The organism is Nonomuraea sp. NEAU-A123, assembly GCF_018603905.1.
GTDB lineage: Bacteria > Actinomycetota > Actinomycetes > Streptosporangiales > Streptosporangiaceae > Nonomuraea.
Genome location: NZ_JAHFZZ010000002.1, coordinates 558673 through 585382 on the forward strand (window position 1 = coordinate 558673; position 26710 = coordinate 585382).

Here is a 26710-nt window from a genome sequence, read left to right on the forward strand (position 1 = left end):
ATCGCGGTTACCGCGGCGTCACATCCAGCCGTCCCGGCAGCATGTCGAGGCGGCGCAGGATGACGCCCTCGCGCAGCGCCCACGGGCAGACCTCCAGCCGATCGACCTCGAACAGGTCCATGGTCGCGTGGGCCACGATGGCCCCCGCGGCCAGCTGGAGGGCCCGCCCGTCGGACACGCCGGACAGCCCGGCCCGCTCGGCCGCGCTCATGGTGGTCAGCTTGACGGCCCAGTCGGCCATGTCCTGCCGCGACAGCGACCGGGAGACGTAGAGGCCGTCGTTGGTGGGCGCCGCCCCGGCGATCCTGGCCAGTTGCTTGAAGGTCTTGGAGGTGGCCACGGCCCGGTTGGGCTCGCCGTATCTGACGATGCCGCCGACCGTGCGGGCGATCTCGGCGCGTACGTGCCGGCGCAGGTTGCGGACCTCGTCGGCGGTCGGCGGGTCGGCGCCGAACCAGTCGCGGGTGAGCCGCCCCGCGCCGAGCGGCAGCGAGACGGCGACGTCGGGCTCCTCATCCACCCCGGCGGCGATCTCCAGCGAGCCGCCCCCGATGTCGAAGGCGAGCAGCCGCCCCGACGACCAGCCGAACCAGCGCCGCACGGCCAGGAACGTCAGCCTGGCCTCGTCGCTGCCGGACAGGACCTCGATGTGCACGCCGCAGCGGTCGTTGATCTGGTCGAGCACGTGCTCGCCGTTGGCGGCCTCGCGCACGGCCGAGGTGGCGAAGGCCAGGAAGTTCTCGACACCCTTGTCCTCGGCGATGCGCAGCGCCTCCTCCACGAACTCACCGAGCCGCTCGATGCCCTCCGCGGACAGCTCGTTGCGCTCGTCGAGGTGCTCGGTCAGCCGCAGCTCCTCCTTGTGCGAGTAGGCGGGGAGGGGCCGCGCGCCGCGGTGGGCATCGACGACGAGTAGATGGACGGTGTTCGAGCCGATGTCCAGCACGCCGAGTCGCATGGGGAAACGCTACCGGTCCACGGTCTGTACGGCGAAGCCGAGTCCGAAGTGGCCGAGCGGCGCGACGGCTCCACCCGCGGGGGCCATAGTCTGATCGCATGTCACGAACCCTGCGACTGTTGATCACCGGCGGCGGCACCGGTGGTCACACCTATCCGGCCCTGACGACCCTGTCGGCCGTCCAGCGACGTCAGGTGCCGCACGACGTGCTCTGGGTAGGCACCGCCAACGGCCTGGAAGCCAGGATCACCGTCGAGAACGGCATCCCGTTCAAGGCCATCACCACCGGCAAGCTGCGCCGCCGGCCCAATATCAGAGAGCTCGGCACCAACATCGCCGACGTGTTCCGCATCCCGGTGGGCGTGGTCCAGGCGATTGTGCACGCCGCCCGCTACCTGCCCGACGTGGTGCTGTCGACCGGGGGTTACGTGGCGGTGCCGATCGGGGTGGCGGCCAAGCTGATCCGCCGGCCGCTGGTCATGCACGAGCAGACCACGGTGGTGGGGCTGGCCAACCGGATCCTGGCCCGGCTGGCGACGCGGATCGCGCTCTCGCACGAGTCGTCCCTCGCCTACCTGCCGCCGTCGGCGCGCGCGAAGGCCGTGGTGACCGGCAACCCGATCCGGCCGGAGCTGCTGCAGGGCAACCGGGCCGCGGCCTACGACCTGTTCGGGCTGACGTTCGAGGTGCCGCTGATCTACGTGACGGGCGGCGCGACGGGCAGCAAGCAGATCAACACGCTGATCGCGGAGATCCTGCCGCGGCTGCTGCCGCACGCCCAGATCGTGCACCAGTGCGGGCCCGCCTGGATCGACCAGATGCGCGCCATCGAGCTGCCGCCGGACCTGGCCGAGCGCTACCACCCGGTGCCGTACGTGGGCTCGGAACTGCCCGACCTGTTCGCCGCGGCCGACGTGGTGATCTCGCGCAGCGGCGCGGGCACGGTGTCCGAGCTGACCGCGATCGGCAAGCCCTCGGTGCTCATCCCGCTGATCCCGACCGGCGGCGACGAGCAGCGCAAGAACGCGGGCTACCTGGCCTCCGCGGGCGGGGCCCGCGCGCTGCTGGAGCCGCACCCGACAGGTGACCAGCTCCTGGCCGAGCTGATGCCGCTGCTGGCCGACCCGGGTCTGCGCGCGACGATGGCCGAGGCGGCCCGCAAACTGGGCCGGGTCGACGCGGCCGACGCCCTGTGCGACGTGCTCCTGGAGGCCGCGAACCTCGAATAGCTCCGGCTCGGGGATCCGGCCTGACCGCCCGGGCTCAGGGCTCCAGGTAGCGGAACGCCTCGTGGGCGGAGCTCACGCTCCGCCGCAGCGCCCGCTCCAACTGGTCGGCGTCCTCCGCGAGCCGGGCGATCTCCGGTACGGCGAAGCCGTCGGCGCCCGCCTCGGAGACCAGTTCCTCATACTGGTGGAGCCGGCCCCGCAGCTCCTCGATCTGATGGTGGGCCCGGTAGGCGAGCTCGGCTTCGGCCACGTTGGCGGCGTAGCGTTCCAGCGCCTCCACCCGGGCCACCACGGCGTCCTCGCTGCTGTCGAGCGCCCGCGCGAGCGGCTCGGCCACGGCGGCGACCTCCGGCGTGATCCCCTCCGACATGGTCTCGCGGTGCTTGGTCCGCAGCGCCGACAGCTTGGCCAGCAGCCGGGCGATCTCCCACTCCTGCGCGGGCAGCATCACGGCGTTGCGCACGTCGTCCAGCAGCCCTTCGACGTTGACCGCCGAGTGCGTCACCGTGGCCACGGCCCGCCGGGCCCGGGCGAGCAGCCTGCGGGAGGACTCGTCGAGGTCGGCGGCGAGCACGTACCGGCCCTCGTACCAGCGCAGTTGCTCGTAGACCTCCCGGGCGACGGTCATCTCCTCGTCCTCGTCGAGGTCGCTGCGCACGAAGGCCACGAGCAGGATGGGAACGGCGATGAGGCCGAGCACCAGCAGGCCGCCCGCTCGGGGGCCGCCGGCCCCGACCAGCAACAGGGTCAGCGCGATCAGGGTGATCACCGTCAGGGCCACGCGCCCGGCCTTGCCGGCGGCCCTGGAAGGCCGGGGTTCGGGCACCCAGCCGCGGCGCATCCTGATCAGAAGATGCTCGCTCTCCTTGATCAGCTGGGCGTCATCCTCTGGGACACCTGGATCGACTACCACATCCGCCACAAAATCGGATTTTATGGGATGTCACCCATTCAAGTGGCGGAATGCCTCGTGTGCCGAGGTCACGCTGTCGCGCAGCGTCTCCTCCAACCGGTCGGCGTCCTCGGTCAGCCGGCCCAGCTCGGGCACCGCTGAGCGGTCGGCACCCGACTCGGCCAGCAGTTCCTCGTAGCGCGGCAGCTTGGCGCCGAACCGCTCGATCTGGTGCCGGGCCCGGAAGGCGCGCTCGGCCTCGGCCACGTGCCCGGCGTAACGTTCCAGCGCCTCGACGCGGGCGAGCACCGCCTGCTCGCTGCTCGCGAGCGCCTCCCCCAGCGGCTCGGCGACGGCGGCGACCTCGGGTGTGAGCCCCTCGGCGACGACCTCCTCGTGCTCGCTCCGCAGCGCCGACAGCTTGGCCAGCAGCCGGGCGATCTCCCACTCCTGCTCGGGCAGCATCACCGCGTTGCGCACGCCGTCCAGCAGGCCCTCGGCGTTGACGCGCGACTCCATGACCGCCTCGACCGCGGCGCGGGCGCGGGCCAGCAGCGCGCGGGCGCCCTCGTCGAGATCCTCGCGGAGCACGAACCGCCCCTCGTACAGGAGGGCGCTCTCGTAGACCTCCAGCTCCCGCGCGCGCCGCCGCGCGCTCTCCGTGTCGGTGCGCGGCCTGATCAGCACGCCGACCACGAGCAGCGCGGCCACGGTCATGACGATCACGAAGGAGGTGTACCGCTCCTCCAGGAAGAAGCCGAACCCGGCCACCGCCAGCAGCGCGGCCAGCCCGGTCGCCGCGCTCGCCACGATGCCGAGCATCGGGTCATACCGTCTCTTGCGGACCGGTGCCCACCCCGTCCGCATGGCCAGCAGCAGCTCGCGGTGGCCGCGCAGCAGCTCCGCGATCTCGTCTGGCACCGCCGGATCCACCATGACCGTCGGACAGGGCACGTAAGGGATCCTATGTGGCGCTCTGTCAGAGTGTCAGCCTTCCAGGTAGCGGAACGCCTCGTGCGCCGAGCTCACGCTCTTGCGCAGCAGCCGCTCCAGGGCGTCGGCGTCCTGGGCGAGCTTCTCGATCTCCGGTACGGCCAGCGCGTCGGCTCCCGACTCGGCCAGGAGCTCCTCGTAGCGCGGCAGCCGGGCCCGCAGCTCCTCGATCTGGCTGCGGGCGTGGTAGGCGCGCTCGGCCTCGGCGACGTGCCCGGCGTAACGTTCCAGAGCCTCGACCCGCGCGACGACCGCGGCCTCGCTGTTGGCCAGGGCGCGGTCCAGCGGCTCGACCACGGCCGCCACCTCCGGCGCGATGCCGCGGGACAGCAGCACCTTGTGCTCGCCGCGCAGGGCCGCGAGCTTGGCCAGCAGCCGGGCGATCTCCCACTCCTGCTCCGGCAGCATCACGGCGTTGCGCGCGTCGTCCAGCAGGCCCTCGGCGTTGACGTGGGAACGCAGCACGCTGCCGATCGCCCGCTGCGCCCTGGCCAGCACCAGTCTGGCCTCCGCGTCGAAGTCGTCGGCCAGCAGGTAGCGCCCGTCGTACCAGCGGGCCTGCTCGTAGACGCCACGCTCGTGCGGCCGGTCGTGCTGCGGCACCTCGTTGATGGAGGCGATCTTGACGAGCACGATGAAGACGAAGGAGCCCAGCAGCACGAACCCGATCGGCGCCGCGTGCGAGGCCAGCAGCAGGGACATCAGCGCGACGACCACGGGCGTGGCGGCCAGCAGCGCCATGCTCGACGGGCGCCGCCGCTCGGCCGGCGGCGCGGCGGGGGGCACCCATCCTGCTCTGATCCTGGACAGCAGCGGGGCGTTGGCACGCAGCATTCCGGCGACCTCCGGGGGTACTCCCGGATCGACGACCACACCCACGCTCTGTCCTGGCACCCTGGCGCCCCCAACGCTCGTGATGTCCGGATACTACGGAACATTTCCCGTGAGCGGCAGCCTCGCCGAGGACAGTCGGGGGAACCACCAGGTGCGCCCGCCGACCACCTCCATGATCGACAACACCCGGACAAGACGGACCAGTGTGGCGTCTACCAGCACCGCAGCGGCTGATCCGAGGCCCGCGATCCGCGGCGCTCGATCATGGAACGTGCCGAACGCGGCGAAGACGCATAACATGATCGTAACCGCGGCGGTAATAGCCTGAGCGCTCCCGGTCGGCTTCCGGGCGGCGTACGGCCAGCGCGGCGGCGACGCAGGCGACCGGGATGGCGGGCAGCACGTAGCGGTGGTCGAAGTCCAGTGCCGCCACCGGCGCGACGAGCAGGAACATCGCGAACGCCCACGGCAGCAGGGCCGGGCGGCGGCGGCCTATCGCCCCGGCCGTTCCCACCAGGAGGATCACGCCGAACAGCGTGCCGTGCAGGAACCACGGGTACGGGTAGGCGGCGAGGACGGACCCGAACGGCTCGACCGAGCTCATGCCGCGGATGGCCGGGTCGTACTCCTTGCGTACCTGGCCGATGAGGCCGTGCTCCTCCGGCAGCCGCCACGAGCCGTGCGGGAAGGTCGACATCGCGGTCACCCGCTTGGGGTGCTGCACCGGTTCCCAGGTGAAGGCCAGCGAGGTGTCCTCGACGATCTCGCGCAGGTAGTCGAGCGGCTGCGCGGCGATGGCCTTGACCGCGAACGACCGGGCCAGGTCGTTGTAGGCGAACCGGTCGCCGGGCAGCCGGTTGAGCGAGGCGCCGGCCGCCCAGACGTACTCGGAGGCGGCGTCGACGACGGTGCCGTTCGGGCAGAGCCTGGCCTCCGCCGCCGGCGGTCTGATGATCGAGCAGTCGGCGAAGGTCATCGTGCGGGCCCAGAGGGCGACGCCGTCGGAGCCGCTCAGCGCGAACCTGCCGTGATACTGGGCGTACCAGCCCGCGTAGGCGAGCAGCGGCAACGCCCCGGCGAGCACCAGGGCGGCGACGCGGCGCCACGGGGTGCGCCGCAGCAGCAGGTAGAGCGCGGCCAGCCCGAGCAGCGGCACCGCGGCCGTGCGGGTCAGTCCGGCCAGCGCGAGCAGCGCCCCGGCGAACGCGGCGGCCCGGAACGACACCTCGCGGCGCCACATCAGCACCGTGAGCGCGGCCATGACGAGGAAGATCACCTGCAGGTCCGAGAGCACCGCGTGCTCCAGCCGCAGGAACGCCGGATCGAACAGCACCGGCACCGCGGCCAGGGCGGCCCCCCAGCCGGGTAATGACCAGCGGCGCAGCAGCACGTAGATCAGTACGCCGACGCCCAGGCCCATCGCGTGCTGCACGCCGACGACCAGCTCGACGCTGTGGAAGGGGCGCAGCAGCCACAGGAACCACGAGTAGCCCGCCGGGTGGAAGGCCCCCTGCGGGCGCATGTGCACGGCAGTGTTCAGGTAGGTGAACGAGTCGTACCAGTAGACCTGCGCGGTGTCGTACCCGAGCATGACCAGCACGCGCAGCGCCGCGGCCAGCGCCAGGACGATCCCGAACAGGCGGTGATCCGCCCTCCCCAGGACGGGATCGGCCAGGCGGGGCCGCGTCGGCGCCACAAGAGCGGCAACCATGACATCTCTCCCCCGTGAAAGGCCGGGCGAGTCCCGGCCATAGGGAGGGCAGTCCACCGAGTCGGCGCTAACCTGAGCGTCACCAAAAGTGGTTATGTCCGCGTTATGCCGGCTGGAGCAGACTGTCGGAACTTTCGATCTTCACAGGGGGCGACATTGCGGGTGCTGGTCGCGGAGGACGAGCGCATGCTGGCCGACTCGATCGCCGAGGGGCTGCGGGGCGAGGCGCTGGCCGTCGATGTGGCCTACGACGGCGACGGGGCACTGGAGCGGCTGAGCGTGCACGACTACGACGTGCTGATCCTGGACCGGGACCTGCCGCTGCTGCACGGCGACGAGGTGTGCCGGGCGGTGGTCGAGCGGGGGTGGCCGGTCAGGGTCCTGATGCTGACCGCCGCCGGGGACGTGCGGTCGAGGGTGGCGGGGCTGTCGCTGGGGGCCGACGACTACCTGCCCAAGCCGTTCGCGTTCGAGGAGCTGGTGGCGCGGGTGCACGCCCTCGGCCGCCGGGCCAGGCGGGCCGACCCGCCGATGCTGGAACGCGCCGGGCTGCGGCTGGACTGGGCGCACCGGCAGGTGTTCCGGGAGGGCCGCTATGTGCCGCTGGCGCGCAAGGAGTTCGGGGTGCTGGCCGAGCTGCTGCGGGCGCAGGGCGCGGTGGTCTCGGCCGAGGAGCTGCTGGAGAAGGTGTGGGACGAGCACATCGACCCGTTCACGAACACGGTGCGGACCACGATGATGAAGCTGCGCAAGAAGCTCGGGGACCCGCAGGTCATCGAGACCGTGCCGGGATCGGGGTATCGCATCTCATGACGGTCCGTCTCCGTTTCGCCCTGGCCTGTGCCGGGGTGTTCTTCGTTCTCGGCGGCCTGCTGCTGACGGGCGTCTACTTCATCGTGCGGCAGAACCTCGAGTACCGCGCCGACCTCGTCACCCCTCCGAACATCAACGTGGACTTTCGGCGGTTCAGCAGGTACGACGACTACTACGAGGTCGCGCGCAGCCGGGTGCTCCAGGTCCGCACCGTCTACCAGCGCGACACCCTGTCCAGCGTGCGCACCATCGGCGCACTCGCGGTGCTGGGGGCCACCGCCGCCGCGTTCGCCCTGGGCTGGCGCGGGGCCGGGTGGGTGCTGCGCCCGGTCAAGTCGGTCACCGAGACCGCGCGCCGGGTCGCCCAGAGCCACGACCTGACCGACCGGATCGACTACGAGGGGCCGAGCGACGAGCTCAAGGAGCTGACCGGCATCTTCGACACCATGCTCGGCCGCCTCGCCCGCTCCTTCGACAGCCAGCGGCGCTTCGTCGCCAACGCCTCCCACGAGCTGCGCACCCCGCTGACCATCAACAGGACGCTGGTCGACGTGGCGGTGCGGCGGCCCGACGCGACCGACGACGTCAAGCGGCTCGGCGAGTCGCTGCTGCTGGTCAACGCCCGTAACGAGCGGCTCATCGACGGCCTGCTGGCGCTGGCCGAGGGCGAGCAGGCGGTGCTGGACCGGCGCCCGTTCGACCTGACGGACGTGGCCGAGCACGTACTGGACCAGGCGGCGGCGGAGGCGGCCGGGCGGGACGTGACGATCCACCGGCTGCTGGACTCCGCGCCGACGACCGGCGAGGCGGTGCTGGTGGAGCGGCTCGTCCAGAACCTGGTGGAGAACGCGATCAGGCACAACCAGCCCAAGGGCGAGGTGTGGGTGACCACCCGGCGGCGCGCCGAGCAGGTGGAGCTGGTCGTGGCCAACACGGGCCTGCACGTGCCGCCGTACGAGATCGAGACGATCTTCGAGCCGTTCCGGCGGCTGCACGGCGACCGGCTGCGCTCCGACCGGGGCAGCGGCCTCGGCCTGTCGATCGTGCGCGTCATCACCGAGGCCCACCGCGGCACGGTCGTCGCCCGGCCGCGTGACGAAGGCGGTCTGACGATCACGATCGAGCTGCCCGTGGACCGGTCGGCCGCTTAGGGCGTGCGCGCCTCGCGCATGACCGCCTCCGGGACGCCCGCCCGGAGGAGGATCTCCCAGCTGTCGGAGCGCTCGAAGAACATCGACTCCAGCAGCGGCCGCCACAGCGCGGGGTCGACGCCGTCCTCGGCCAGCCCGCCGAGTATCCCGGCCCGGTCCTGGAAGGGCATGGCCGGGCCCTCCAGGGTGAGGGCCCGCAGCACCAGGTCGAGCAGCCGCCGGCTCCTGAGCGTGTGGAAGGCGGTGACCGCGGCGATCGCGTCGGCGTAGAGCGCGACGCGCGCCTCGGCGCTCGACGGGCGGTTCATCAGCACCTCCTCGACCAGGCGGGTGCAGCTCACCACCTGCCCGGACGTCCGCTGCACGACGATCAGGCTCGGGTGCGCCTCGTCGTCGGCGTGCAGCGAGTCGGTCAGCAGGTCGGCGTCGACGTTGAGCAGGTAGGGCCGTTCCTCCAGGGCGTACGACCTGTAGCGGCCCAGCGTCCTGGTGCGCGCCACGGGCCCCATCCGGCCGAACCACCAGCCCGCCCCCTCGAACTCCCACGACTCGGCGCTCCCGCCGAGCCGGATGTCACGCTTGCCGCCGTCCACCACCCTGCGCGCGGGCAGGGCGCCGATGAGGCCGGTCCAGCCCTCCCCGCCGAGCTGGCTCTTCCACAGATGCGCGTACGAGCTCCACCGGGCGAAGTCCCCCGAGTCCTGGAGCAGCTCCGAGACGCTGACCGGTTTGTCCGACGCGGCCACCACCAGGAGGGTGAGGTTGGCCGAATAGGCGGCCAGGCGGCGCGGCACGGGATGCCGCACCGGGCGGAAGGCGAGGAAGGAGCGGCGCGGGCGCTCGTGGAGCGACTCGCGCAGCAGCGCGCTGAGCAGCGTCACGCTCCTGGCCCGGACCTCGGCCGGCAGCGCGCCCAGCAGTTCCATGGCGAACCCGACCGTCGGCCCCCGCTCGGCCAGGCAGGAGAACGACGTGACGGCGTGGAGCAGGTCGTCGTCGACCAGTTGGCCGGCCAGATCCTCGTCGCGGCCGTGCCGCCTGACCAGGTCGCGCAGGGCGTACACCGCCAGCCAGGCCACCAGGAACTCACCGAAGGTGGCGTGCAGGAACTCGTAGGCCCGCGTGTCACCCGCATCGTGGGCGTGCACGAAGAAGAAGCGCTCGGTCGCCCGCCGCGCCCAGCCGCCCTCGTTCTTCTGCTCGTCGCCCGGCGCCCCGCACAGGGCGGGCAGGTCCCGGTCGAGGGCGGCCTCCGAGACGACCGCCCGGCCACGCACGAACATCGACAGCGCCACGGCCCCGAGCCGCACCAGCTCCCGGTCCACCAGCCTGCGCCGGCGGGCGGCCGGCAGCGCCCGCGCCTCGGGGTTCTTGACGATCTCGCGGTCCGCGACGCCCCTGATCAGCGACTCGTAGAGCTGACCGCGGCCGAGAACCGCCTCGTCGCGCTGCAACGCGTTGTCGGCGGCGTCGTGGATGGCCAGCAGCAGCAGGAGCAGCGGCTGCCTGGCCAGCTCACCCTGGGCCAGCGCGACGTCGGCGGGCAGCGGCGTCCTGCCGCGCCTGGACAGGACGGGACGGTTGGTCTCCGCCCAGATCTCCAGCCACTGGCGGACCTGCTCCTTCTCGAACGGCTGGAGTTCGAGCGTGAGCACGCCCTGAGGGAACCTGACCCGGTCGGCCACGACGGTCCGGCTGGTCACGATCACCGCGACGGGCCGGCCGAGCCTGGACTGCTCGTCCTGGAACTCCTGGACCTGTTCCAGGTAGTCGTAGCGGTTGGTGTCGGCGGCCTGGAGCAGCTCGTCGAATCCGTCGAGCATGACGACGGGCAGCATCCCCTCCGCCGCCTCCACCAGCTCCTGATATCTCACCTTCTCTGGGAGTACGGGGGAAATGCCCTGCTCGATCTGCGAGATCACCGACGACTCGGCGGCGACGTCGCGCAGCTCCACCTTGATCGGCAGGAACTCCGAGGCGGCCAGCCGGGCCGCGAGCACCTCGGTCAGCTTGGTCTTCCCCGACCCCGGCTCGCCCAGCACGACCAGGGGCGCCTGGGTGGCGTGCGGCGAGGTGAGGTGCCCCACCAGGAACGCCTCCGCGTCGGTCAGTTCCAGCCGGCTCTTCCACCAGCTCTTCACGGCCGGCGCGGACTCGCCCGTCATCTCCGCGACCTTGCACCGGGGGCTGATGTACCCCTCGCCGAGCAGCGGCAGCGTGACGTCGTCCGGCGCCTTGCCGACGGCCATGAGCGACTGGTCGAGCGCGGCGGCGGCCAGCCTGACCAGGTGGATCATCGGCCGGTCGCCCACGCGGGGCGGCGCCAGCTCCGCCAGCAGCCGCGCCACGCGCGACAGTCCCGGGGCGAACGTCTGCGTCTCGGTGACCAGGCTCCACATGCGGAACTCGGGGCTGTCCAGGGTGAGCGAGCGGTAGTCCTCGTCGTAGATCCGCAGGGCGTGCGCCGACGGCCCCTCCACGAGCAGCACGGGGACGCGGAGGCGTTCGTCGGCCGAGAGCTCCTCCCACGCCGCCACCTCCCGCACATACACCGCCACGGCCTCCGACATCCGCCGGTAGTGGTGCTCGACCGCCTCGCGGGTCTCGGCGTAGGGGCGGTGCGGCTCCGGCCTGGGCAGCGGCTCGGTGAGTAAGGTCTCCACCAGTCCGGCGAACGCCGCCGCGCGGGTGCCGCCGGCCGCGCGGTCCCGATCGAGCCGGTCCAGCCCGAACGGCAGGCTGGCCCGGCCGAGCGCCTCGAAGTAGGCCGAGACGATCACCACGGCGTGGACGGCGGCCAGCCGCTGAGTGCGGGCGAACCGGCCGGCGCCGCTGCGCCATTCGGGCACGCGCCGCACCACGTCGTTGCCGTAGCGGACGGCGTCCTCCTGCAGATCGCGCAGGCCCAGCGCCAGGTCGGCGCCGCCGGCGAGCGCCCATCCGGTCAGGGCGGCCGTCGCGGCGAAGTCGACCACCTTGACGAGCCTGCTGTCCTTGCAGCCGAGGATCTTCAGAGCGTCGGCGTAGCTCAGGGTCTCCGTCATCACGGTCTCCGAAGAGCGTGGGAATTCCCATCATGTCGCGTTCCATCGCCCTCAGGGAGGGTTTAGCAGGATCGGACTCAGAGGGCGTCGGCGATCTCCGTCAGGGCCGCCGGGTCCTCGATCGTGGAAGGGGCGCGGTAGTCGCGTCCGGCCGCGATGTCCCGCATGGTGGCGCGCAGGATCTTGCCGGACCGGGTCTTGGGCAGGCGGGACACGACCACGGCGCGGCGGAAGGCGGCGACCGGGCCGATGCGGTCGCGGACCATGGCCGTCAGCTCACGCTCGACGTCGGCGGGGTGACGGTCGGCGCCCGCCTTGAGCACCACGAAGCCGACCGGGAGCTGCCCCTTCAGCTCGTCGTCGACGCCGATCACCGCGCACTCGGCCACGTCCGGGTGGGCCGCGATGACCTCCTCCATCGCACCCGTGGACAGCCGGTGGCCCGCGACGTTGATGACGTCGTCGATGCGCCCCATGACGAACAGGTAGCCGTCGCCGTCGAGGAAGCCGCCGTCGCCGGTCAGGTAGTGGCCGGGATAGCGGGACAGGTACGACTCGGTGAAGCGGGCGTCGTCGCGGTAGAGCGTCGGCAGCGCGCCGGGCGGCAGGGGCAGCCTGATCGCCACCGCGCCCTCCACTCCGGGCGGGCACTCCTCGCCCGCCGGGTCCAGCACGCGCACGTCCCAGCCGGGTACGGGCTTGGTCGGCGAGCCCGGCTTGATCGGCAGCGGCTCGATGCCGACGCAGTTGGCGGCGATCGGCCAGCCGGTCTCGGTCTGCCACCAGTGGTCGATGACCGGGATCCCGAGCAGCTCGGAGGCCCAGTGGTAGGTGTCGGGGTCGAGCCGCTCCCCGGCCATGAAGAGGTACCGCAGTCCCGACAAATCCCACTTTTGCGCGAAATTTCCGGATGGGTCGTCTTTTTTGATGGCTCGGAGCGCGGTCGGCGCGGTGAACAGCGTCCGTACCCCGTGCGTGGCCACCACCCGCCAGAACGCCCCCGGATCGGGCGTCCCGACCGGCTTCCCCTCGTACAGCACGGTCGTGCACCCGGCCAGCAGCGGCGCGTAGACGATGTAGGAGTGGCCGACCACCCACCCCACGTCGGAGGCCGCCCAGTAGACCTCGCCCGGCGCCGCGCCATAGACGTGGGACATGCTCCAGTGCAGCGCGACGGCATGCCCGCCGTTGTCCCGCACGACCCCCTTGGGCACGCCGGTGGTGCCGGAGGTGTAGAGGATGTAGAGCGGATCGGTGGCGGCCAAGCTCACGCACCCGGCCGGCGCCGCGTCGCGCACGGCCTCGGCCCAGTCCAGATCCCGCCCCTTGACGAGGCCGGCGGGCGACTCGGGCCGCTGAAGGATCACGCAGCGCGCCGGCCGATGCCCGGCCTGCTCGAGGGCGGCGTCGAGCAGCGGCTTGTACGGCACGATCCGGGTCGGCTCGATCCCGCAGGAGGCGGAGAGCACCACCTTGGGCTTGGCGTGATCGATCCGTACGGCTAGCTCATTGGCGGCGAACCCGCCGAACACCACGGAGTGCACGGCGCCGAGCCGGGCGCAGGCCAGCATCCCGATCACCGCCTCGGGCACCATGGGCAGGTAGATCACCACGGTGTCCCCGGCGACGACGCCGAGATCCCGCAGCATCCCGGCGGTCCGGGCCACGGAGTCGAGCAGCTCGGCGTAGCTGTAGCGCCGCACGACCCCGGTCACCGGGCTGTCGTAGATCAGGGCGGTCTGCTCACCCCGGCCGCCGGCCACGTGCCGATCGACGGCGTTGTGACAGGTGTTCAGTCGCCCGTCGACGAACCAGCGCCCGTCGTCGAACACGGTCGTGGGAATGACGTCCCAGTCGATCCCCTCAGCGGCCTCGCTCCAGAAGGCCTCGGGCTCGTCGAGGCTGCGCCGGTAAACCGTGTCGTAGGTCACCTCTCGATCAGATCAGCGCCCCACCCCCGATGGCAAGCACAAACGGAAGCCATGGCCAAGAAGACGCGCGTAACGGCGCCCGGCCCCGTGCGGGTTCAGCGGCCGTGTTCCTGGAGGCCGCCCGCCCCGTGCGGCGGGTGGCGGTGGGTGCGGCCGTGCCGTAACAGATCATCTGGTGGTAAAAGATCAGCCAACGTGCACCTGAGGCCGGCGGCCGGGCTCCGGCTCGGCCAGGCGCAGGACCTCCCGCGTGAGCGGCGGCACGTCTCCCCCGCCGAACAGCAGGTATCTCAGCAGCGCCCACACCGGATTGCCCTCCGCCCAGTGGAAGTACACGTGGGGACGGCGGCCGGTCGTGTCGCGGAGATACAGCAGGATCGCGGCGATCGTGTTGGCCACCGCCGCGCTCCGCACGGTCAGCACCCCGTACCCGTGACGCTCCTCGCCCCGGACGACCACCTCGGACTCGAACTCCGACGTGTCGCCGAGCGTGACCTCCAGGAACAGCATCGGCTCGTCGTCGGGCAGGTGGTGATATTGGCGCGTCTCGCGGTCCTTCTCGGCGTACTCGGCCTCGTCGCGCGCGTCGGGCTCGTTGGCGATGATGCGCAGGTCGCCCGGCGGCAGCCCGTCGATGAGCCGCTTGGCCTCCGCGTCGAGTGTCAGCCCCGTCACCCGCAGTTCGGTGGAGCGCGTGGCGCGGGAGATGATCGAGGTCACGATGATCGCGATGACGAAGAACACCGCGATCGACAGGCCGTCGGGGCGTTCGATCACGTTGGCGGCGAAGGTGTAGGCGAGGATGACCGAGATGAGGCCGAACGCCACCGCCGTGCCCCGCCGCCCGGCGCGCGCGACCGAGATGGTGACGGCGACCGCGGCCGACAGGATCAGCGCGAGCACGCCGGTGGCGTAGGCGCCGCCCTGCGACTCGACGTTCGCGCCGAACACGATGGTGATGACGAACGAGATCCCAGTGAACACCAGCACCAGCGGTCGTACGGCCCGCGCCCAGTCGGGTGCCATGCCGTAGCGGGGCAGGTAGCGCGGCACGATGTTGAGCAGGCCCGTCAGCGCCGACGCGCCGGCGAACCAGAGGATGGCGATGGTGCTGACGTCGTAGAGGGTGCCGAACCAGTCGCCCAGGTAGTGATGCGCCAGGTACGCCAGGGCGCGCCCGGCCGCCTGCCCGCCCTCCTCGAACTCCTTGTGCGGGATCAGCACCGCCGTCGCGAACCCGCTGAACACCAGGAACACGCTCATGATCAACGCGGCCGTGGTGAGCAGCCGCTTGGCGCCCTTGATGCGCTGTTCGAGCTCGCCCTCGATCTGCGGCATCACGGCGACGCCCGTCTCGAACCCGGACATGCCGAGCGCCAGCTTGGGCAGCGCGACGGCGGACAGCGCGATCATCGCGAGGGGGCTGGAGTGCCCGGCGGTGAGGGCGTCCTGCCAGTCGCCCACCAGCTCCGGGTGGGACATCACCTGGGCGACGGCGGTGCCGATGACGACCACGTTCAGGGCCAGATAGACGGCCACCAGCGCGATGGCCAGGCCGATGGCCTCGCTGAACCCGCGCAGGAAGATCGCGCCGAGCGCGGCGATGAGCAGCAGCGTGATGGGCACCTGCTGACCGGCGAGCGCGTCCGGGAAGAACGGGTTCTGCAGGATGTGGGCGGTCGCGTCGGAGGCCGACAGCGTGATCGTGAAGATGAACGCCGTCGCCACGAACCCGAGCAGCACCAGCACCAGCAGCTTGCCCCACCAGCTCGGCAGCAGCCGTTCGAGCATGGCGATGGAGCCCATGCCGTTGGGGCTCTCCTCCGCCACCCTGCGGTAGGTGGGCAGCGCGCCGAACAGCGTCAGCGCCACCAGCATGAGCGTGGCGATCGGCGACAGCGCGCCCGCCGCCAGCGCGGCGATGCCCGGCTGGTAGCCGAGGGTGGAGAAGTAGTCGACACCTGTGAGGCACATGACCTGCCACCAGGAGTGACGCTTGCCGGGATGTTCGTCGTGCATCCCGGACGTCGGCTGCAGCCCGTGTAGCAGCCAGCTCCGCATGGTCACCGGTCGGCCCCTTCTCTCCTGGTCGGATCCGGAGACCCTATCCATCGGAGCGGCTCTCGCGCATGCCGGGCCCTACCGGACCGGAAAATCATGGGACATTTCTTGATTCATCCCGGTACGGTGATTCACCAGGGTGGCTCTTTGGGTGTGCTTCCTTCTCATTCACTTAAAATGAACTCAGCGTGCCCGCTCTCCACCTCAAAGAGGTCGCGCGGTGTCGCCGCGCGACCTCTCATCAGTTCTGGGGGGTTGGCTTGATGAACGGTTCCGGCGAGATCCTGCTCCGCCGTACGCGGCTGGTCGCGCCCGCGCTGCTGGCCGCCGATCCGCGCACGCCCGAACCCGTCGGCAAGCTGCCCAAGCGCCTGACCATGAGGCGGGCCGACGTGCCGACCGGGGTGGCGGCGCTGGAGTTCGAGCTGCTGCAGCTCGGCTTCCTGGTGTCGGCGGACCTGTATCAGGCGCTGGCGGCGCTGTCCATGGAGGAGCTGGTGCGGGCCGGGCGGCGGCTGCTGCACTTCCTGCGGGCCGAGGTGGGCGCGGCCGTCACGCACGTACCCCTTTTCCGGGGGTTTCCGAACACCGTCCCCGCCGACACCCATGACTTCTACGTGCGGCGGGTGTTCTCCCTGCTGCTGCAGGAGCCGCACCGGCCGTGCGTCCTGTGCGGGAACGTCGGCACCGTCCACGCCGTGTCGCCGTGCGCGCACCTAGTGTGCCGTTCGTGCTGGGACGGGGCCGACTTCAGCGCCTGCCCCATCTGCCATCGCCGTATCGACCTGGACGACCCGTTCCTGCTCCCGTCGAAGGAGCAGGAGATCGTGGACCGCGACGCCGTCACGGCGACCGGTCTGCTGCGTCTCGCGGACGACCCGGCGGCGAGCTGCCGTGACCTGGCCGTGGACCTGATGAACCGCCGCACTCCCATGCCGCCGCACGACCGAGCCGACCTGGAGGCGCTGCTGGTGGGGTTCTGGCCGGCGGCGGGCGCGTGGGTGCCGGAGACCATCCCGGTCAAGGAGACGCGGGCCGTCGTGCTCGCCATCGCGCTCCGCCGAGGCGCCCCCGAGCTGCTGCGCAGCCATCTGGAGACGGCCACGGACGTGCTGCGCCTGCTGTACGTGCTGATGGACGCCGACCCGGGGCTGCGGATCCGCCCGCAGCGCCGGGTGTCGCTGCCACGTGCCGTCCGCCGGATCCTGCTGTCGTGCCTGGACGCCATGCCGTACGCGATCGAGGACCTGCTCCGGTACGGCGAGCAGTGGAAGCGCATGGCCGAGGTGCTGCACCCCCATGAGCACCACGCCCGCTACCCGAACGCCGCGCTGGCCTTCGCCGCGCTGCGCGGCACCCGGCTCGACCCGGAGACGGCGTTCGGCCGGACCCTGCTGGAGCTGGCCGCGCATCGGCCGGGGCTGCGGGTGCGTGACGGGCGGGTGCGGGCGACGTCGTTCGCCGGCCGCGTGGAGGCGGCCCTGACCGACGGTCGCCATGCCGACGCGGTCGACCTGCTGGCCCACCGGCCCGGCGAGCTGATGCGGCGGCTGTCGCACCTGCTCCGCCTCTCCCCGGACCTGCTGGAGACCATGATCCCCGCCGACCCGGACCCGCTGGAGACCCTGGTGCCCGGCGGTGCCCCGGTCGAGGCGGGTGGGTTGGCGCGGGTGGCGGCGCAGGTCGCGCCCGGTGTGCTCATCGCCACGCTCGGGCAACTGCGGACGCCGCCCGGCGGGCTGCGGCTGTTCCTGCCGCGCGGTGGCACGGCGCGCTTCCACACCCGGCCCGACGACCGGCCGCCCCTGCCGGACGAGGTCGTGCTGACCGCCGAGCGGACGCTGGCCGCCGAACTGCTGCGCCGCACCGGCGAGCTCCCCGCGCTGCGCCGGGTGCTGCTGGACGAGGGGCTGACCGACCTGATCGCGCCGACGTCCGAGCGGACGGCGGTCAAGGCGCTGGTACGGCTGCCGCGCGGCAGCACCCAGCCCATCCCCGGCGGCGCCCGGCTCCGGTTCTTCCTCCACTGGGCCCAGCCGAAGGGCACCCGGGTGGACCTCGACCTGTCCGTGGCGGTCTTCGACGAGCGCTGGGAGTTCGTCGGGCTGTGCGACTACACGCACCTGCGGCTGGGCAAGGCCGTCACGCACTCCGGCGACCTGACGTCGGCACCGGAGCCGCTGGGGGCCTCGGAGTTCATCGACGTGCACGTACGGGCGTTGCGCGGCCGCTACCTGGTGCCGGTCGTGTTCAGCTACAACGACGTGCCGTTCGAGGAGCTGGCACGCGGGTTCGCCGGGTTCATGGAGCAGCCGGAGGGGCTGTTCGACCCGCTGGCGGTGCGGCAGCGCTTCGATCTGACGGGGCAGGCCAAGATCCTGGTCCCGCTGGTGGCCGACCTGTGGACGCGGACGATGCGCTGGGCGGACTTCAACCTGTCGGCCGTCGGCTACGGGCACAGTGTGGACGGCAGCGCCGCCGAGCTGGGCCTGCTGGGCGCGGCGCTCGAGCAGGCGTTCACCCACCGGGTGACGCTGTGGGAGGTGGGCTGCTGGCACGCCGCCGCGCGAGCGGCCGAGGTGCTGGTGCGGCGCCACGACGGCTCGCTGGTCCGCTACGAGCGGCGCCCCGGCGAGGACACGGCCGCGTTCGCCGCCCGCCTGATCGCCCGCGCCGACGCCCCCGCGGTCGCGCAGCCCGCGTCGTTCGACGGGGTGGAGCTCGCCCTGCTCATCCACGGCGATGTGCCCCTGCCCAGCGGCTGCGCGACGTACGCGCTGCACCCGGACGGCCTCGGCGACGTGCGGCTGCTCGGGGCGGCCGACCTGCTGAGCGATCTGTCCCCCGATCCTGGGAAGGTGTCCGCGTGAGCGATGATCTGATCCTTTCTGTGGTGGTGGGGTCGCGGGCATACGGTCTGGACACCGGCGACTCCGACACCGACCGGCGCGGCGTGTTCGTGGCGCCGACGAAGGAGTTCTGGCGGCTGACCAAGCCGGTGACGCACCGCGACGGGCCGCTGCCGGAGCAGTTCTCGTGGGAGGTCGAGCGGTTCTGCGGCCTCGCCCTCGACGCGAACCCCACGGTGCTGGAGTGCCTGTGGTCTTCCCTCACGGAGGTGCTCACGCCGGAGGGCGAGCGGCTGCGCGACCTGCGCGGGGCGTTCCTGTCCCAGCGGGCGCACCAGACGTTCATCGGTTACGCCGACGCCCAGTTCCGCCGCCTCGACCCGGCCGCGCCGAAGTGGAAGCAGGCGATGCACATGATCAGGCTGCTGCTGAGCGGTCTGCATCTGGTACGCCACGGCGAGCCCCTGGTCCAGATGGGCGCCTACCGCGACCGGCTGCTGGCGATCAAGCGGGGCGAGGTGGCGTGGACGGAGGTGGCCGCCTGGCGGGCCGAGCTGACCACCGACCTGGCCGAGGCGCCAAGCGTCCTGCCGGAGGCGCCGGACCGGGAGTCCGTCGAGAAGTACCTCATGGCCGTACGGAGGGCCCACCTACAGTGAACCTGCCGACAGCGAACCTTCCTGCCTGGCTCCCGGAGATCCCCGGCGAGCAGCCGTACCCGCTGGTGTTCGCCACGGTGAGCGGCGCGCATCTCTACGGCTTCCCCTCGGCCGACTCGGACGTGGACCTGCGGGGCGTGCACGTGCTGCCGCTGCGTGAGGTCGTCGGCCTGCGCACGGGCCCGGCGACCCTCGACCGGACCTGGACGCGCGACCGCGTCGAGGTGGACCTGGTCACGCACGACCTGGCCAAGTTCTGCGGGCTGCTGCTGAACCGCAACGGCTACGTCCTGGAGCAGCTCCTCTCCCCCTTGGTCGTGTCCTCCTCCGCGCTGCACGAGGAGCTGACGGCGCTCGCGCCCGGCTGCCTGACGCGGCACCACGCCCATCACTATCTGGGGTTCGCGCGCACGCAGTGGCGGCTGTTCGAGAAGAACGGGGAGCTCAAGCCGCTGCTCTACACCTTCCGCGTCCTGGCCACCGGCATCCACCTGATGCGCACCGGGGAGCTGGACGCCGATCTGACGCACCTGTTCGGATACGTCCCGGCGTACGTGCCGGACCTGGTGGCCGCCAAGCGGGACGCCGAACACGGCCGCGCGCCCGCGATCACCGCGGCGGGCGACGACGTGGCCTCCCTGACCGCCACGCTGGAGGCGGCCAGGGACTCCTCACCGCTGCCGGAGGCCGCCACGGTCAGGAACGCCATGCACGACCTGGTGGTCCGGGCCCGCCTCGCCACCGTGTGAGCGGGATACCGAACCGGGTCAGGCGTTCGCGGGCGGCGCCGACAGGACGAGTCTGACGGCGAAGTTCCGGTAGCCGGCCCGCTCGAAGGCCCTGGCCATCGGGACGTTCACGGCGTCGGTGTCGGCGACGATCCGGTCGGCGCCGCGTTCGGCGTGCGTCCGGGTGATCTCGCCGAGCAGGTCGTCGGCGTAGCCGTGGCCGCGATGCTCGGGCACCACGCCGAGGTAGGCGACGACGGGCCCGCCGCCGTTGGCCGACGGCAGCGCCACGCCGGCGAGGTCGCCGTCCGGCGTGTACGCCAGGCGCCACCAGTCCCGGTCGCCGGGCATGCTCCGGTAGTCGGCTATGTCCTCGCGGGCCTGGGCCTCGGGGTCGGTCGTGGCCAGGGCCTGCTGGGTGTGGTGGTCGAGCGTGCCGACGGCCACGCGGCGGAACGCCTCGACGAACGCCTCGTCGTCGGCCTCCGCCCGGAACACCAGCCGGCCCGACGCCGCCGGCACCGGCGTGCCGCGGGTCCATTCGTACCGGAGCCGTTCGAGCTCGTCGGTCAGTCCGGCTCCCGCCCCGGCCTGCCACCGCCAGGCGATGGCGGCGGTGATGTCCGGGTCGTCCCGCCAGCCGTTCACCACGAACACGTGATAGGCGGGCGCGTCGCCGTACTTCTCGTGGGCGTGTCGCAGCAGGTCGGCGGCCAGTCCGACGCGGTCGGGCACCGACGGGTGGACCCAGAGGCAGTCGAGCGCGAGCGGGCGGTCGCCGTCGGGGAAGCCCCACCAGACGGCGCGGGCGAGGATCTGGCCGTCCTGTTCCGCGACCCAGATGCGGTCGTGGTGGTACTGGCCGTTCTTGAGGAAGGGGAGCAGCCGGTCGGGGTCGGCCCAGCTGATGGGCTCGTCGACGGCGCAGTCGAGCAGCAGGTCGAGGTCAGCCTCGACCGTGGAGCGGAAAAGCACGGTTCCTCCGAAGAGTTGAAGCGGACGCGTGGAGCGCCCGGAAAATACGGATCATCTCAACGCCTCCCTTCTTCCGGACTTTTCGCGGTGTGTGGGACTTTATCGCAAATGTGGTGCGAGTTCCGACAGGATAAGGACGTGGGCTCCAACGAAGAAGACACGCTTCCGCTCCAGCCTCCCATCCGGCTGCCGTCCGACGGCGAACTGGTGGCGGCCGTACGAGAGACTCCCCTGGCGACCGGCCTGCTGACCGGCGAAGCCACCGACCCGGCGTTCCCGCCGGATACGGTCGAGATCTTGCGTGACGGCTCCGACGACAAGGTGCTCCAGGTGTGGGCGGACGCCTGCCGCCGCACGCTGGGCACCGACGAGGCGCTGTTCATGGAGGTGGTACGCCTCTTCCTGGGCGGCGGCCCGCTGACCGACGAGGTGCCCGCCGTCCTGACGGACCTCGGCCTGATACGGCAGGCGCCACCGCACACCCTGACCCCGCTCGGCCTCTGGGCCGCCGGGCTGGTGATCGGCACGGCGACCGGCCAGGACATCCCGGTCATGGGCTCGCTGGCCGGCCGGGACGCCGGCGCGCTGCTGCACGGCCTGCGCTCCTACCCCGAGCCGGAACGCGACGAGGAGCTCGCCGGCTGGCTGACCAGCCGGGATCGGGACGAGGCGGCGGCCGAGATCGCGGCCGCGCTCGTCGAGGCGAGCCCGCTGAGCCGGGCGGTCGGCGTGGAACTGCTCGCCACGGGACTCGGCGACGAGGGCACGCGGGTGCTCGACGGGCTGCTCGGCGAGCCGAAGCTGGGCGCCGTCGTGGCCGCCCGGCTGGGCCGCGAGGAACGGCCCCCGACGCCCGAGGAGATCGCGTGGGCGTTCGTGGACATGGCCGCGGCGCTGCTGGAGTTCGGTGGGGAGACGGCCGAGGTCATCAAGTCGGTCTCCCAGGGCATGGAGAAGGACGAGCAGGCGAGCACGATCGCCCTGCTGGCCCTCGGCGACCATCCCTGGACGGAACGGGTGCTGCTGGTGTTCATCGATCACCATCCGGACGAGCGCGTGGTGGCGGCGGCCCGCAAGGCGCTGCGCCGGCACGGCCTGATGGACGCCCGCGGGTAGAGTCTTCGACGATGACGAATCACACGATCACCCCGCGGCTCGGCACGCTCGGCGCGTACTCCTGCGACTGCGACGCCGACCTGCCCGACCTCATGTCGGCCGAGCTGCACGCCTCCGAGACCAACCAGTGCACCGCCTGCCTCGGCTCGGCCGAGCAGCCGGTGCTGCCCGGACTGGCGCCCGGCATCCTGCCCGGCCTCTCGCCCGGCCTGATGCGCTCCTGCACGGCCTGCGTGGCCACGGGCCGCCGCAAGGAGCAGATCGTCTGGGAGCTGGCCCACGCCGAGGCCGAACAGGTGATCACCATGAGCCTGGTGCGGGGTGTGGTGGCGGAGTTCGCCGGTCCGTTCCACCTGTCGGAGGTCGCGGACACGGTCAGGTCGGGCCTCGGCCTCCCGCCCGGCCGGCTGCCGGTGGGGCCACGAGTCCGCGACCTGCTGCTGCGACTCCAGGCGGCGGGCGAGATCACCATGCTGTCGGCTCCGGACGAGCTGCTGGACGGCGCCGACGTGGTCCTCTACCGCGATCCCCAGTGGGCCCGCACCTCCAGCCTTTAGCCTTGGCCCGCGCCTTCGGCCTTGAGGGCGTCAAACGCGGCAGAGGATCTCGCCGTGCGTGATCGACAGCCAGCCGTCGTCCGCCGCGGCCCACGTCAGCCAGCCCTCGGAGATGCGCCGCAGATCGTCCTCCGTGGCGGCGCCCGTGGCGAGCGCCTGCTCGGCCATGGCTGACTGCCTGACCCGGTCGGCCCACATCCCGCCCCACCAGGCCCGGTCTTCCGGCGTGGCGAAGCACCAGGTGGACGAGGTGGCGGTGACGTCGTCGAAGCCCGCGGCCCTGGCCCACGACAGCAGGCGCCGCCCGGCGTCCGGCTCGCCCCCGTTGCTCCGCGCGACCCGCTGATACAGCGCCAGCCACTCGTCGAGCTCCGGCAGCAGCGGGTACCAGGCGAACGTGGCGTAGTCGCTGTCACGCGCCGCCACCAGTCCGCCCGGCTTGGTCACCCGCCGCATCTCACGCAGCGCCCGTACGGGGTCGCCGACGTGCTGGAGCACCTGGTGGGCGTGGACGACGCAGAACGTGGCGTCGGCATAGTCCAGCGCGTGCACGTCGGCGACGGCGAACTCCACGTTGCCCGCTGCTCCCACCCCGGCCCTGGTCAGCTCCAGCGCCTCCTCGGTCACCTCGGACGCCGTCACGTGCCTGACCCGGCCCGCCAGGTCGGCCGTGATGGTACCGGGCCCGGCGCCCACGTCCAGCAGCTTCATCTGCGGCTTGAGGTGGGGCAGCAGGTACGCGGCCGAGTTCTCGGCGGTGCGCCACCGGTGGGAGCGCAGTACGGACTCGTGATGGCCATGGGTGTAGACGGCGTCCATCGAAACTCCTTCGTCTCGCGTCAATGACACCGACATTAGCCTCAATCTCATCATGCAAGAAGATATGTCTCATTATATGGGCGCAATCTGGTACTGATCATGTCGTTGACGCTCGTAGACTTTGTCGCGACACATTGCGCATCCGGAGAGGGCACTGGTCGTGGGAGAGGTCCGGCCGATCGTTCAGGTGGGAGACCCGGTGCTGCACGCGCCCTGCGAGCCGGTCACCCGGTTCGACGGGGCACTGGCGGCGCTGGTGGACGACATGTTCGCGAGCATGTACGCGGCCGAGGGCGTGGGCCTGGCCGCCAACCAGATCGGCGTGCCGCTGCGGGTGTTCGTGTACGACTGCCCCGACGAGAACGGCGACCGGCACAAGGGCGTCGTGGTCAACCCGACGCTCGACCTGCCCGGACTCGGCGAACGGCACCTCGACGCGGGCGAGGAGGGCTGCCTGTCGGTCCTGGGCCAGTACGCCCCGCTCCCCCGCCCCGACCACGCCACCGTGCACGGCTTCGACGCCGAGGGCGCGCCGGTCACCGTCGAGGGCACCGGCATGCTGTCCCGCTGCCTCCAGCACGAGACGGACCACCTCGACGGCTACCTCTACATCGACCGTCTGCCGGCCAAGCGCCGCAAGCAGGTCCTGGCGGCGTACGAGCAGTCCCGCCCCGTGGGGCTGGGCTCGTCAACGGCCCACCAGACGCCGTAACGGCCCCCGCCACCCCGGTCCTGTCGGACCAGACTCCCAAGATTCTGGACACGTCACTCGAAGGATCTCGATAGGCAATGGCCGGCTGGCCAGAGTCGAGGTCATGACAGACATCTCCTTTCACACTCGGCGTGCTGCCGGCCTGACGAGAGCTACGTCAGAAGGCGTACCGCCCGCGTCGCCCATGAGACGACGACAATCTCCTCGTCGTGCCTGAACCTGCTCAAGTAGGAAGCACGACGCGCCCGGCTCCGGCCGCGCAGCCGCGGATCGCGCCATACGGTCCAGCGCGCAGCGAATCGCCGCGGAACATCACTCGGGCGCGCGCATCGATGACGCATAGGAGACAAGTGCTGTGACCGCTGTACGGTTCTCGGTGCTGGGCCCCTTACAGGTGGATCGCGACGGGACGACGATCTCCGTCCCGGGTGGCAAGATCCGGACTCTGCTCGCGACGCTCCTGCTCCGGCCCAACCAGATCGTCCCGCTCGACCTCCTCACCGAACGCCTGTGGGGCCACCGGCCGCCGAACCAGCCGCTCCGGGCCCTGCAGACCAACCTCGCGCGCCTGCGCCGGAGCCTGGACCTGGGCCCCTTGATCCTCACCGAGCCGGGCGGCTATGTCGCCCGGCTGCGGCCCGAGCAGCTCGATCTCCTCCAATTCCAGGAGCTGGTCTGGGCGGCCGACCAGGCTAAGGCGCCCACGCTGAAAGGCCGGCTCCTCCACGACGCCCTGCGGCTGTGGCGCGGCCCGGTGTGCGCCGACGTGGAATCCGAGACGCTCCACCGGATCGACGTCCCGCCCATCACCGAGCAACGCCTTCATGTCCTCGAACGCCGCATCGACATCGACGCCAAGCTGGGCAAGGCCGCCGAGCTGACCGTGGAACTGCGGGCCTTGACCGCCGAGCTGCGCCGGCTCCACCAGACCATGCTCACGGGCCGCTACCAGGGCGAAGAGCACCCCGGAGCCGGCCGGCGAGGCCGCGAAGAACCGGCCGGGGCCCGAGAGCCCCATCGAGAGCAGAGGAACCTGCCGGAGGACGCGCCCGCGTTCGGGGCGCTGCTGCGGGCATGGCGCAAGCGGGCATGGCTGACGCAGGAGCAACTGGCCGAACGTGCCGGCCTGAATGCCCGGACGGTACGCCGCTGGGAGAACGGCGCCACGCCACGCGACTCCTCCGTCCAGTTGCTGGCGGAGGCCCTGGAACTGGACGGCACGGAACAGGCCGTGCTGGCCCGGGCCGCCGACGCCCTCGCGGTGGAGACGGCGCGGGTCGTACCGGACACGGACCGGGAAAGCCCCGCGCCCCGCGGCAGTTGCCCGCCGACGTGCCCGTGTTCGTCGGGCGGGCGAGCGATCTGGCCGCTTTGGCCGCCGAGGCGGAGACGACCACGGTGGTGATCACCGCGATCGCCGGCTCCGGGTCGCCGACGGTCTGAGGCGGTGAGCGCGCGGACCCACTACCGTGGGGGCGTGATCACGGTGGAGGACGTGCGGCGGCTGGCGAGCACGCTCCCGCGTTCGTCGGAGCATCTCATCAGGGACCGCGTCAAGTTCCGCGTCGGCTCGATCGTCTACGTGGCCTTCTCGCATGACGAGACCCTCATGGGCTTCGGCTTCCCCAAGGAGGAGCGGGCCGCCCTGGTGGCGGCCGAGCCCGACAAGTTCCAACTGCCGCGCGAGTCCGACCTGCGGTTCAACTGGGTCGTGGCGCGGATGGCCGCCATCGACGCCGACGAGATGCGGGAGCTGGTCATCGAGGCGTGGCGGCTGGCGGTCCCGAAGAAGGTCTACGCCGCCTACATCAGCTCAGCCGGTCCACACCGAGTCCGCTGATCAGCAGGCGTTCCTTGCGGTTGCCGAGCAGGCGGGCCGTCCAGTCGACGAAGCCCCCGTCGCCCAGTTCCACGCCGTCCGCGTAGATCTTGAAGCACAGCCCCGAGTAGTAGCCGCGCCCGGACTCCCGTCCCGGGTCGTCCGTCGCGTCCAGCCCGGCCGACACGTGCGCGAAGCGGGGGTCGAGGACGGTGACGCGGACCTCCGGCTCGGCGATGCCGCAGGCCCGGACGGCGTCCGTCAGCAGGCGCAGGTGCTCGGCCAGGTGACGGCGTTCGAACGCCAGGTTGCCGGTGTCGCGGTCGGCCGACACCAGCGCGAACAGGCCGAAATGCGCGTACGCGCCCGCGCCCGCGAACTGCTGCGCCCGCACCACGCGCTGGAAGGCGGCCAGCCGGACCGGGCCGGGCGAGCCGCGCCGCCGGACGGCCGCCTCCAGGGCTAGGGCGTTCGTCGGGTCGGCCGCGACCTCGGTGTTCCTGATCGTGCTGATCACCTTGTTCTGGTCCACGGTGGCCGGCGCCGAGTGCGCGCCGAGCGGCGCGACGGGTGACAGCGTGACCAGCTCGAAGCCGGCCGGTACGACCGACAGCACCGCGTCCTCGGCCCGGCGCAGGCGCTCGAACGGCACCACGGACGGCCCCACGAACCGGTCACTGGTGTAGCGGCGGAGCACGTCGGCCGGCGCCAGAGCACGCGCCCTGACCCGCATGACCTCGAGCAGCAGCGTGGTGAGGTCGGCGCCGGAGAGCCGCTCGGCCAGCACGTCGAGGATCTCGGGACCGCCCGCCTGCCGCAGCACCCGCCGCAAAGCTGTTGATTCATCGCCCATCGGACA

The 26710-nt window shown here is 71.7% G+C and carries 22 protein-coding genes; 11 read left to right on the top strand and 11 right to left on the bottom strand.

The features are described 5' to 3' along the window. Nucleotides 1-7: 7 nt before the first annotated feature. Nucleotides 8-958, bottom strand: coding sequence for a Ppx/GppA phosphatase family protein (locus tag KLK06_RS06775; RefSeq protein WP_214634429.1), 951 nt, complete (start codon nt 956-958; stop codon nt 8-10). A 98-nt stretch (nt 959-1056) separates the two neighbouring features. Between KLK06_RS06775 and KLK06_RS06780 the strand changes: the two genes are divergently transcribed. Then, nucleotides 1057-2187 (top strand): glycosyltransferase, encoded by a 1131-nt coding sequence (locus KLK06_RS06780; RefSeq protein WP_214634430.1) that lies wholly within the window; start codon nt 1057-1059, stop codon nt 2185-2187. A 34-nt stretch (nt 2188-2221) separates the two neighbouring features. Here the strand turns inward: KLK06_RS06780 and KLK06_RS06785 are convergent, their stop codons facing one another. The 4 genes from KLK06_RS06785 to KLK06_RS06800 all read right to left on the bottom strand — a co-directional run bounded on the left by KLK06_RS06785 (nt 2222) and on the right by KLK06_RS06800 (nt 6617). Beyond that, nucleotides 2222-3109, bottom strand: coding sequence for a hypothetical protein (locus KLK06_RS06785; RefSeq protein ID WP_308168125.1), 888 nt, complete (start codon nt 3107-3109; stop codon nt 2222-2224). 21 nt (nt 3110-3130) lie between these two features. Continuing rightward, nucleotides 3131-4033 (bottom strand): hypothetical protein, encoded by a 903-nt coding sequence (locus KLK06_RS06790; RefSeq protein WP_308168126.1) that lies wholly within the window; start codon nt 4031-4033, stop codon nt 3131-3133. 33 nt (nt 4034-4066) lie between these two features. Beyond that, the gene (locus tag KLK06_RS06795; protein ID WP_308168127.1) at nt 4067-4951 is read right to left on the bottom strand and encodes a hypothetical protein; all 885 of its coding nucleotides are present in this window, start codon (nt 4949-4951) and stop codon (nt 4067-4069) included. 217 nt (nt 4952-5168) lie between these two features. Continuing rightward, nucleotides 5169-6617, bottom strand: a complete 1449-nt coding sequence (locus KLK06_RS06800) for a hypothetical protein (RefSeq protein ID WP_250904955.1) — start codon at nt 6615-6617, stop codon at nt 5169-5171. A 156-nt stretch (nt 6618-6773) separates the two neighbouring features. Between KLK06_RS06800 and KLK06_RS06805 the strand changes: the two genes are divergently transcribed. After that, complete coding sequence (locus KLK06_RS06805) at nt 6774-7430, top strand: response regulator transcription factor (RefSeq protein ID WP_214634431.1); 657 nt, start codon at nt 6774-6776, stop codon at nt 7428-7430. Next, nucleotides 7427-8581, top strand: a complete 1155-nt coding sequence (locus tag KLK06_RS06810; protein ID WP_214634432.1) for a cell wall metabolism sensor histidine kinase WalK — start codon at nt 7427-7429, stop codon at nt 8579-8581. The genes KLK06_RS06805 and KLK06_RS06810 overlap by 4 nt, the downstream gene beginning before the upstream one ends. Here KLK06_RS06810 and KLK06_RS06815 read toward each other — a convergent pair. The 3 genes from KLK06_RS06815 to KLK06_RS06825 form a co-directional block, all read right to left on the bottom strand. Continuing rightward, nucleotides 8578-11625 carry an NACHT domain-containing NTPase gene (locus KLK06_RS06815; protein ID WP_214634433.1) on the bottom strand — a complete coding sequence of 1016 codons (3048 nt, stop codon included), beginning with the start codon at nt 11623-11625 and terminating at the stop codon, nt 8578-8580. The genes KLK06_RS06810 and KLK06_RS06815 overlap by 4 nt on opposite strands. Nucleotides 11626-11702: 77 nt before the next feature. Then, nucleotides 11703-13556, bottom strand: a complete 1854-nt coding sequence (locus KLK06_RS06820) for a propionyl-CoA synthetase (protein WP_214634434.1) — start codon at nt 13554-13556, stop codon at nt 11703-11705. Nucleotides 13557-13742: 186 nt separating this feature from the next. Beyond that, the gene (locus KLK06_RS06825; protein ID WP_250905087.1) at nt 13743-15617 is read right to left on the bottom strand and encodes an amino acid transporter; all 1875 of its coding nucleotides are present in this window, start codon (nt 15615-15617) and stop codon (nt 13743-13745) included. 263 nt (nt 15618-15880) lie between these two features. On the opposite strand from KLK06_RS06825, the gene KLK06_RS06830 reads away from it, so the two are divergent. Genes KLK06_RS06830 through KLK06_RS06840 form a run of 3 tightly spaced genes read left to right on the top strand, consistent with a single transcriptional unit; the run spans nt 15881 to nt 19874 of the window. Further along, nucleotides 15881-18487: an MXAN_6230/SCO0854 family RING domain-containing protein gene (locus KLK06_RS06830; protein WP_214634435.1), complete on the top strand. Its 2607-nt coding sequence runs from the start codon at nt 15881-15883 to the stop codon at nt 18485-18487. After that, complete coding sequence (locus tag KLK06_RS06835) at nt 18484-19125, top strand: DNA polymerase beta superfamily protein (protein ID WP_214634436.1); 642 nt, start codon at nt 18484-18486, stop codon at nt 19123-19125. Before KLK06_RS06830 ends, KLK06_RS06835 begins: the two co-directional genes overlap by 4 nt. Continuing rightward, the gene (locus KLK06_RS06840; protein ID WP_308168128.1) at nt 19122-19874 is read left to right on the top strand and encodes a DNA polymerase beta superfamily protein; all 753 of its coding nucleotides are present in this window, start codon (nt 19122-19124) and stop codon (nt 19872-19874) included. Before KLK06_RS06835 ends, KLK06_RS06840 begins: the two co-directional genes overlap by 4 nt. Before the next feature lie 18 nt (nt 19875-19892). On the opposite strand, the gene KLK06_RS62230 is transcribed toward KLK06_RS06840, so the two are convergent. Next, nucleotides 19893-20828, bottom strand: coding sequence for a GNAT family N-acetyltransferase (locus KLK06_RS62230; protein ID WP_214634437.1), 936 nt, complete (start codon nt 20826-20828; stop codon nt 19893-19895). Between the two features lie 138 nt (nt 20829-20966). On the opposite strand from KLK06_RS62230, the gene KLK06_RS06850 reads away from it, so the two are divergent. Together KLK06_RS06850 and KLK06_RS06855 are read left to right on the top strand one after the other, a co-directional pair. Next, complete coding sequence (locus KLK06_RS06850) at nt 20967-21944, top strand: hypothetical protein (RefSeq protein ID WP_214634438.1); 978 nt, start codon at nt 20967-20969, stop codon at nt 21942-21944. 11 nt (nt 21945-21955) lie between these two features. Continuing rightward, entirely contained in the window at nt 21956-22501 is a 546-nt protein-coding gene (locus KLK06_RS06855; RefSeq protein WP_214634439.1) for a hypothetical protein, read from the top strand. A 30-nt stretch (nt 22502-22531) separates the two neighbouring features. Here the strand turns inward: KLK06_RS06855 and KLK06_RS06860 are convergent, their stop codons facing one another. Continuing rightward, nucleotides 22532-23320, bottom strand: coding sequence for a class I SAM-dependent methyltransferase (locus KLK06_RS06860; protein ID WP_214634440.1), 789 nt, complete (start codon nt 23318-23320; stop codon nt 22532-22534). Between the two features lie 121 nt (nt 23321-23441). Between KLK06_RS06860 and def the strand changes: the two genes are divergently transcribed. From def to KLK06_RS06875, 3 genes are all read left to right on the top strand, one after another. Continuing rightward, a complete protein-coding gene (def, locus tag KLK06_RS06865) occupies nt 23442-24032 on the top strand; it encodes a peptide deformylase (protein ID WP_250904956.1) in 591 nt (196 codons plus the stop codon). A gap of 355 nt (nt 24033-24387) precedes the next feature. Further along, complete coding sequence (locus KLK06_RS06870) at nt 24388-25437, top strand: BTAD domain-containing putative transcriptional regulator (RefSeq protein ID WP_214634441.1); 1050 nt, start codon at nt 24388-24390, stop codon at nt 25435-25437. Nucleotides 25438-25509: 72 nt separating this feature from the next. Further along, nucleotides 25510-25872: an MmcQ/YjbR family DNA-binding protein gene (locus KLK06_RS06875; RefSeq protein ID WP_214634442.1), complete on the top strand. Its 363-nt coding sequence runs from the start codon at nt 25510-25512 to the stop codon at nt 25870-25872. Here KLK06_RS06875 and KLK06_RS06880 read toward each other — a convergent pair. Then, nucleotides 25841-26704, bottom strand: coding sequence for a hypothetical protein (locus tag KLK06_RS06880; protein WP_214634443.1), 864 nt, complete (start codon nt 26702-26704; stop codon nt 25841-25843). The genes KLK06_RS06875 and KLK06_RS06880 overlap by 32 nt on opposite strands. Between the last annotated feature and the right edge of the window lie 6 nt (nt 26705-26710).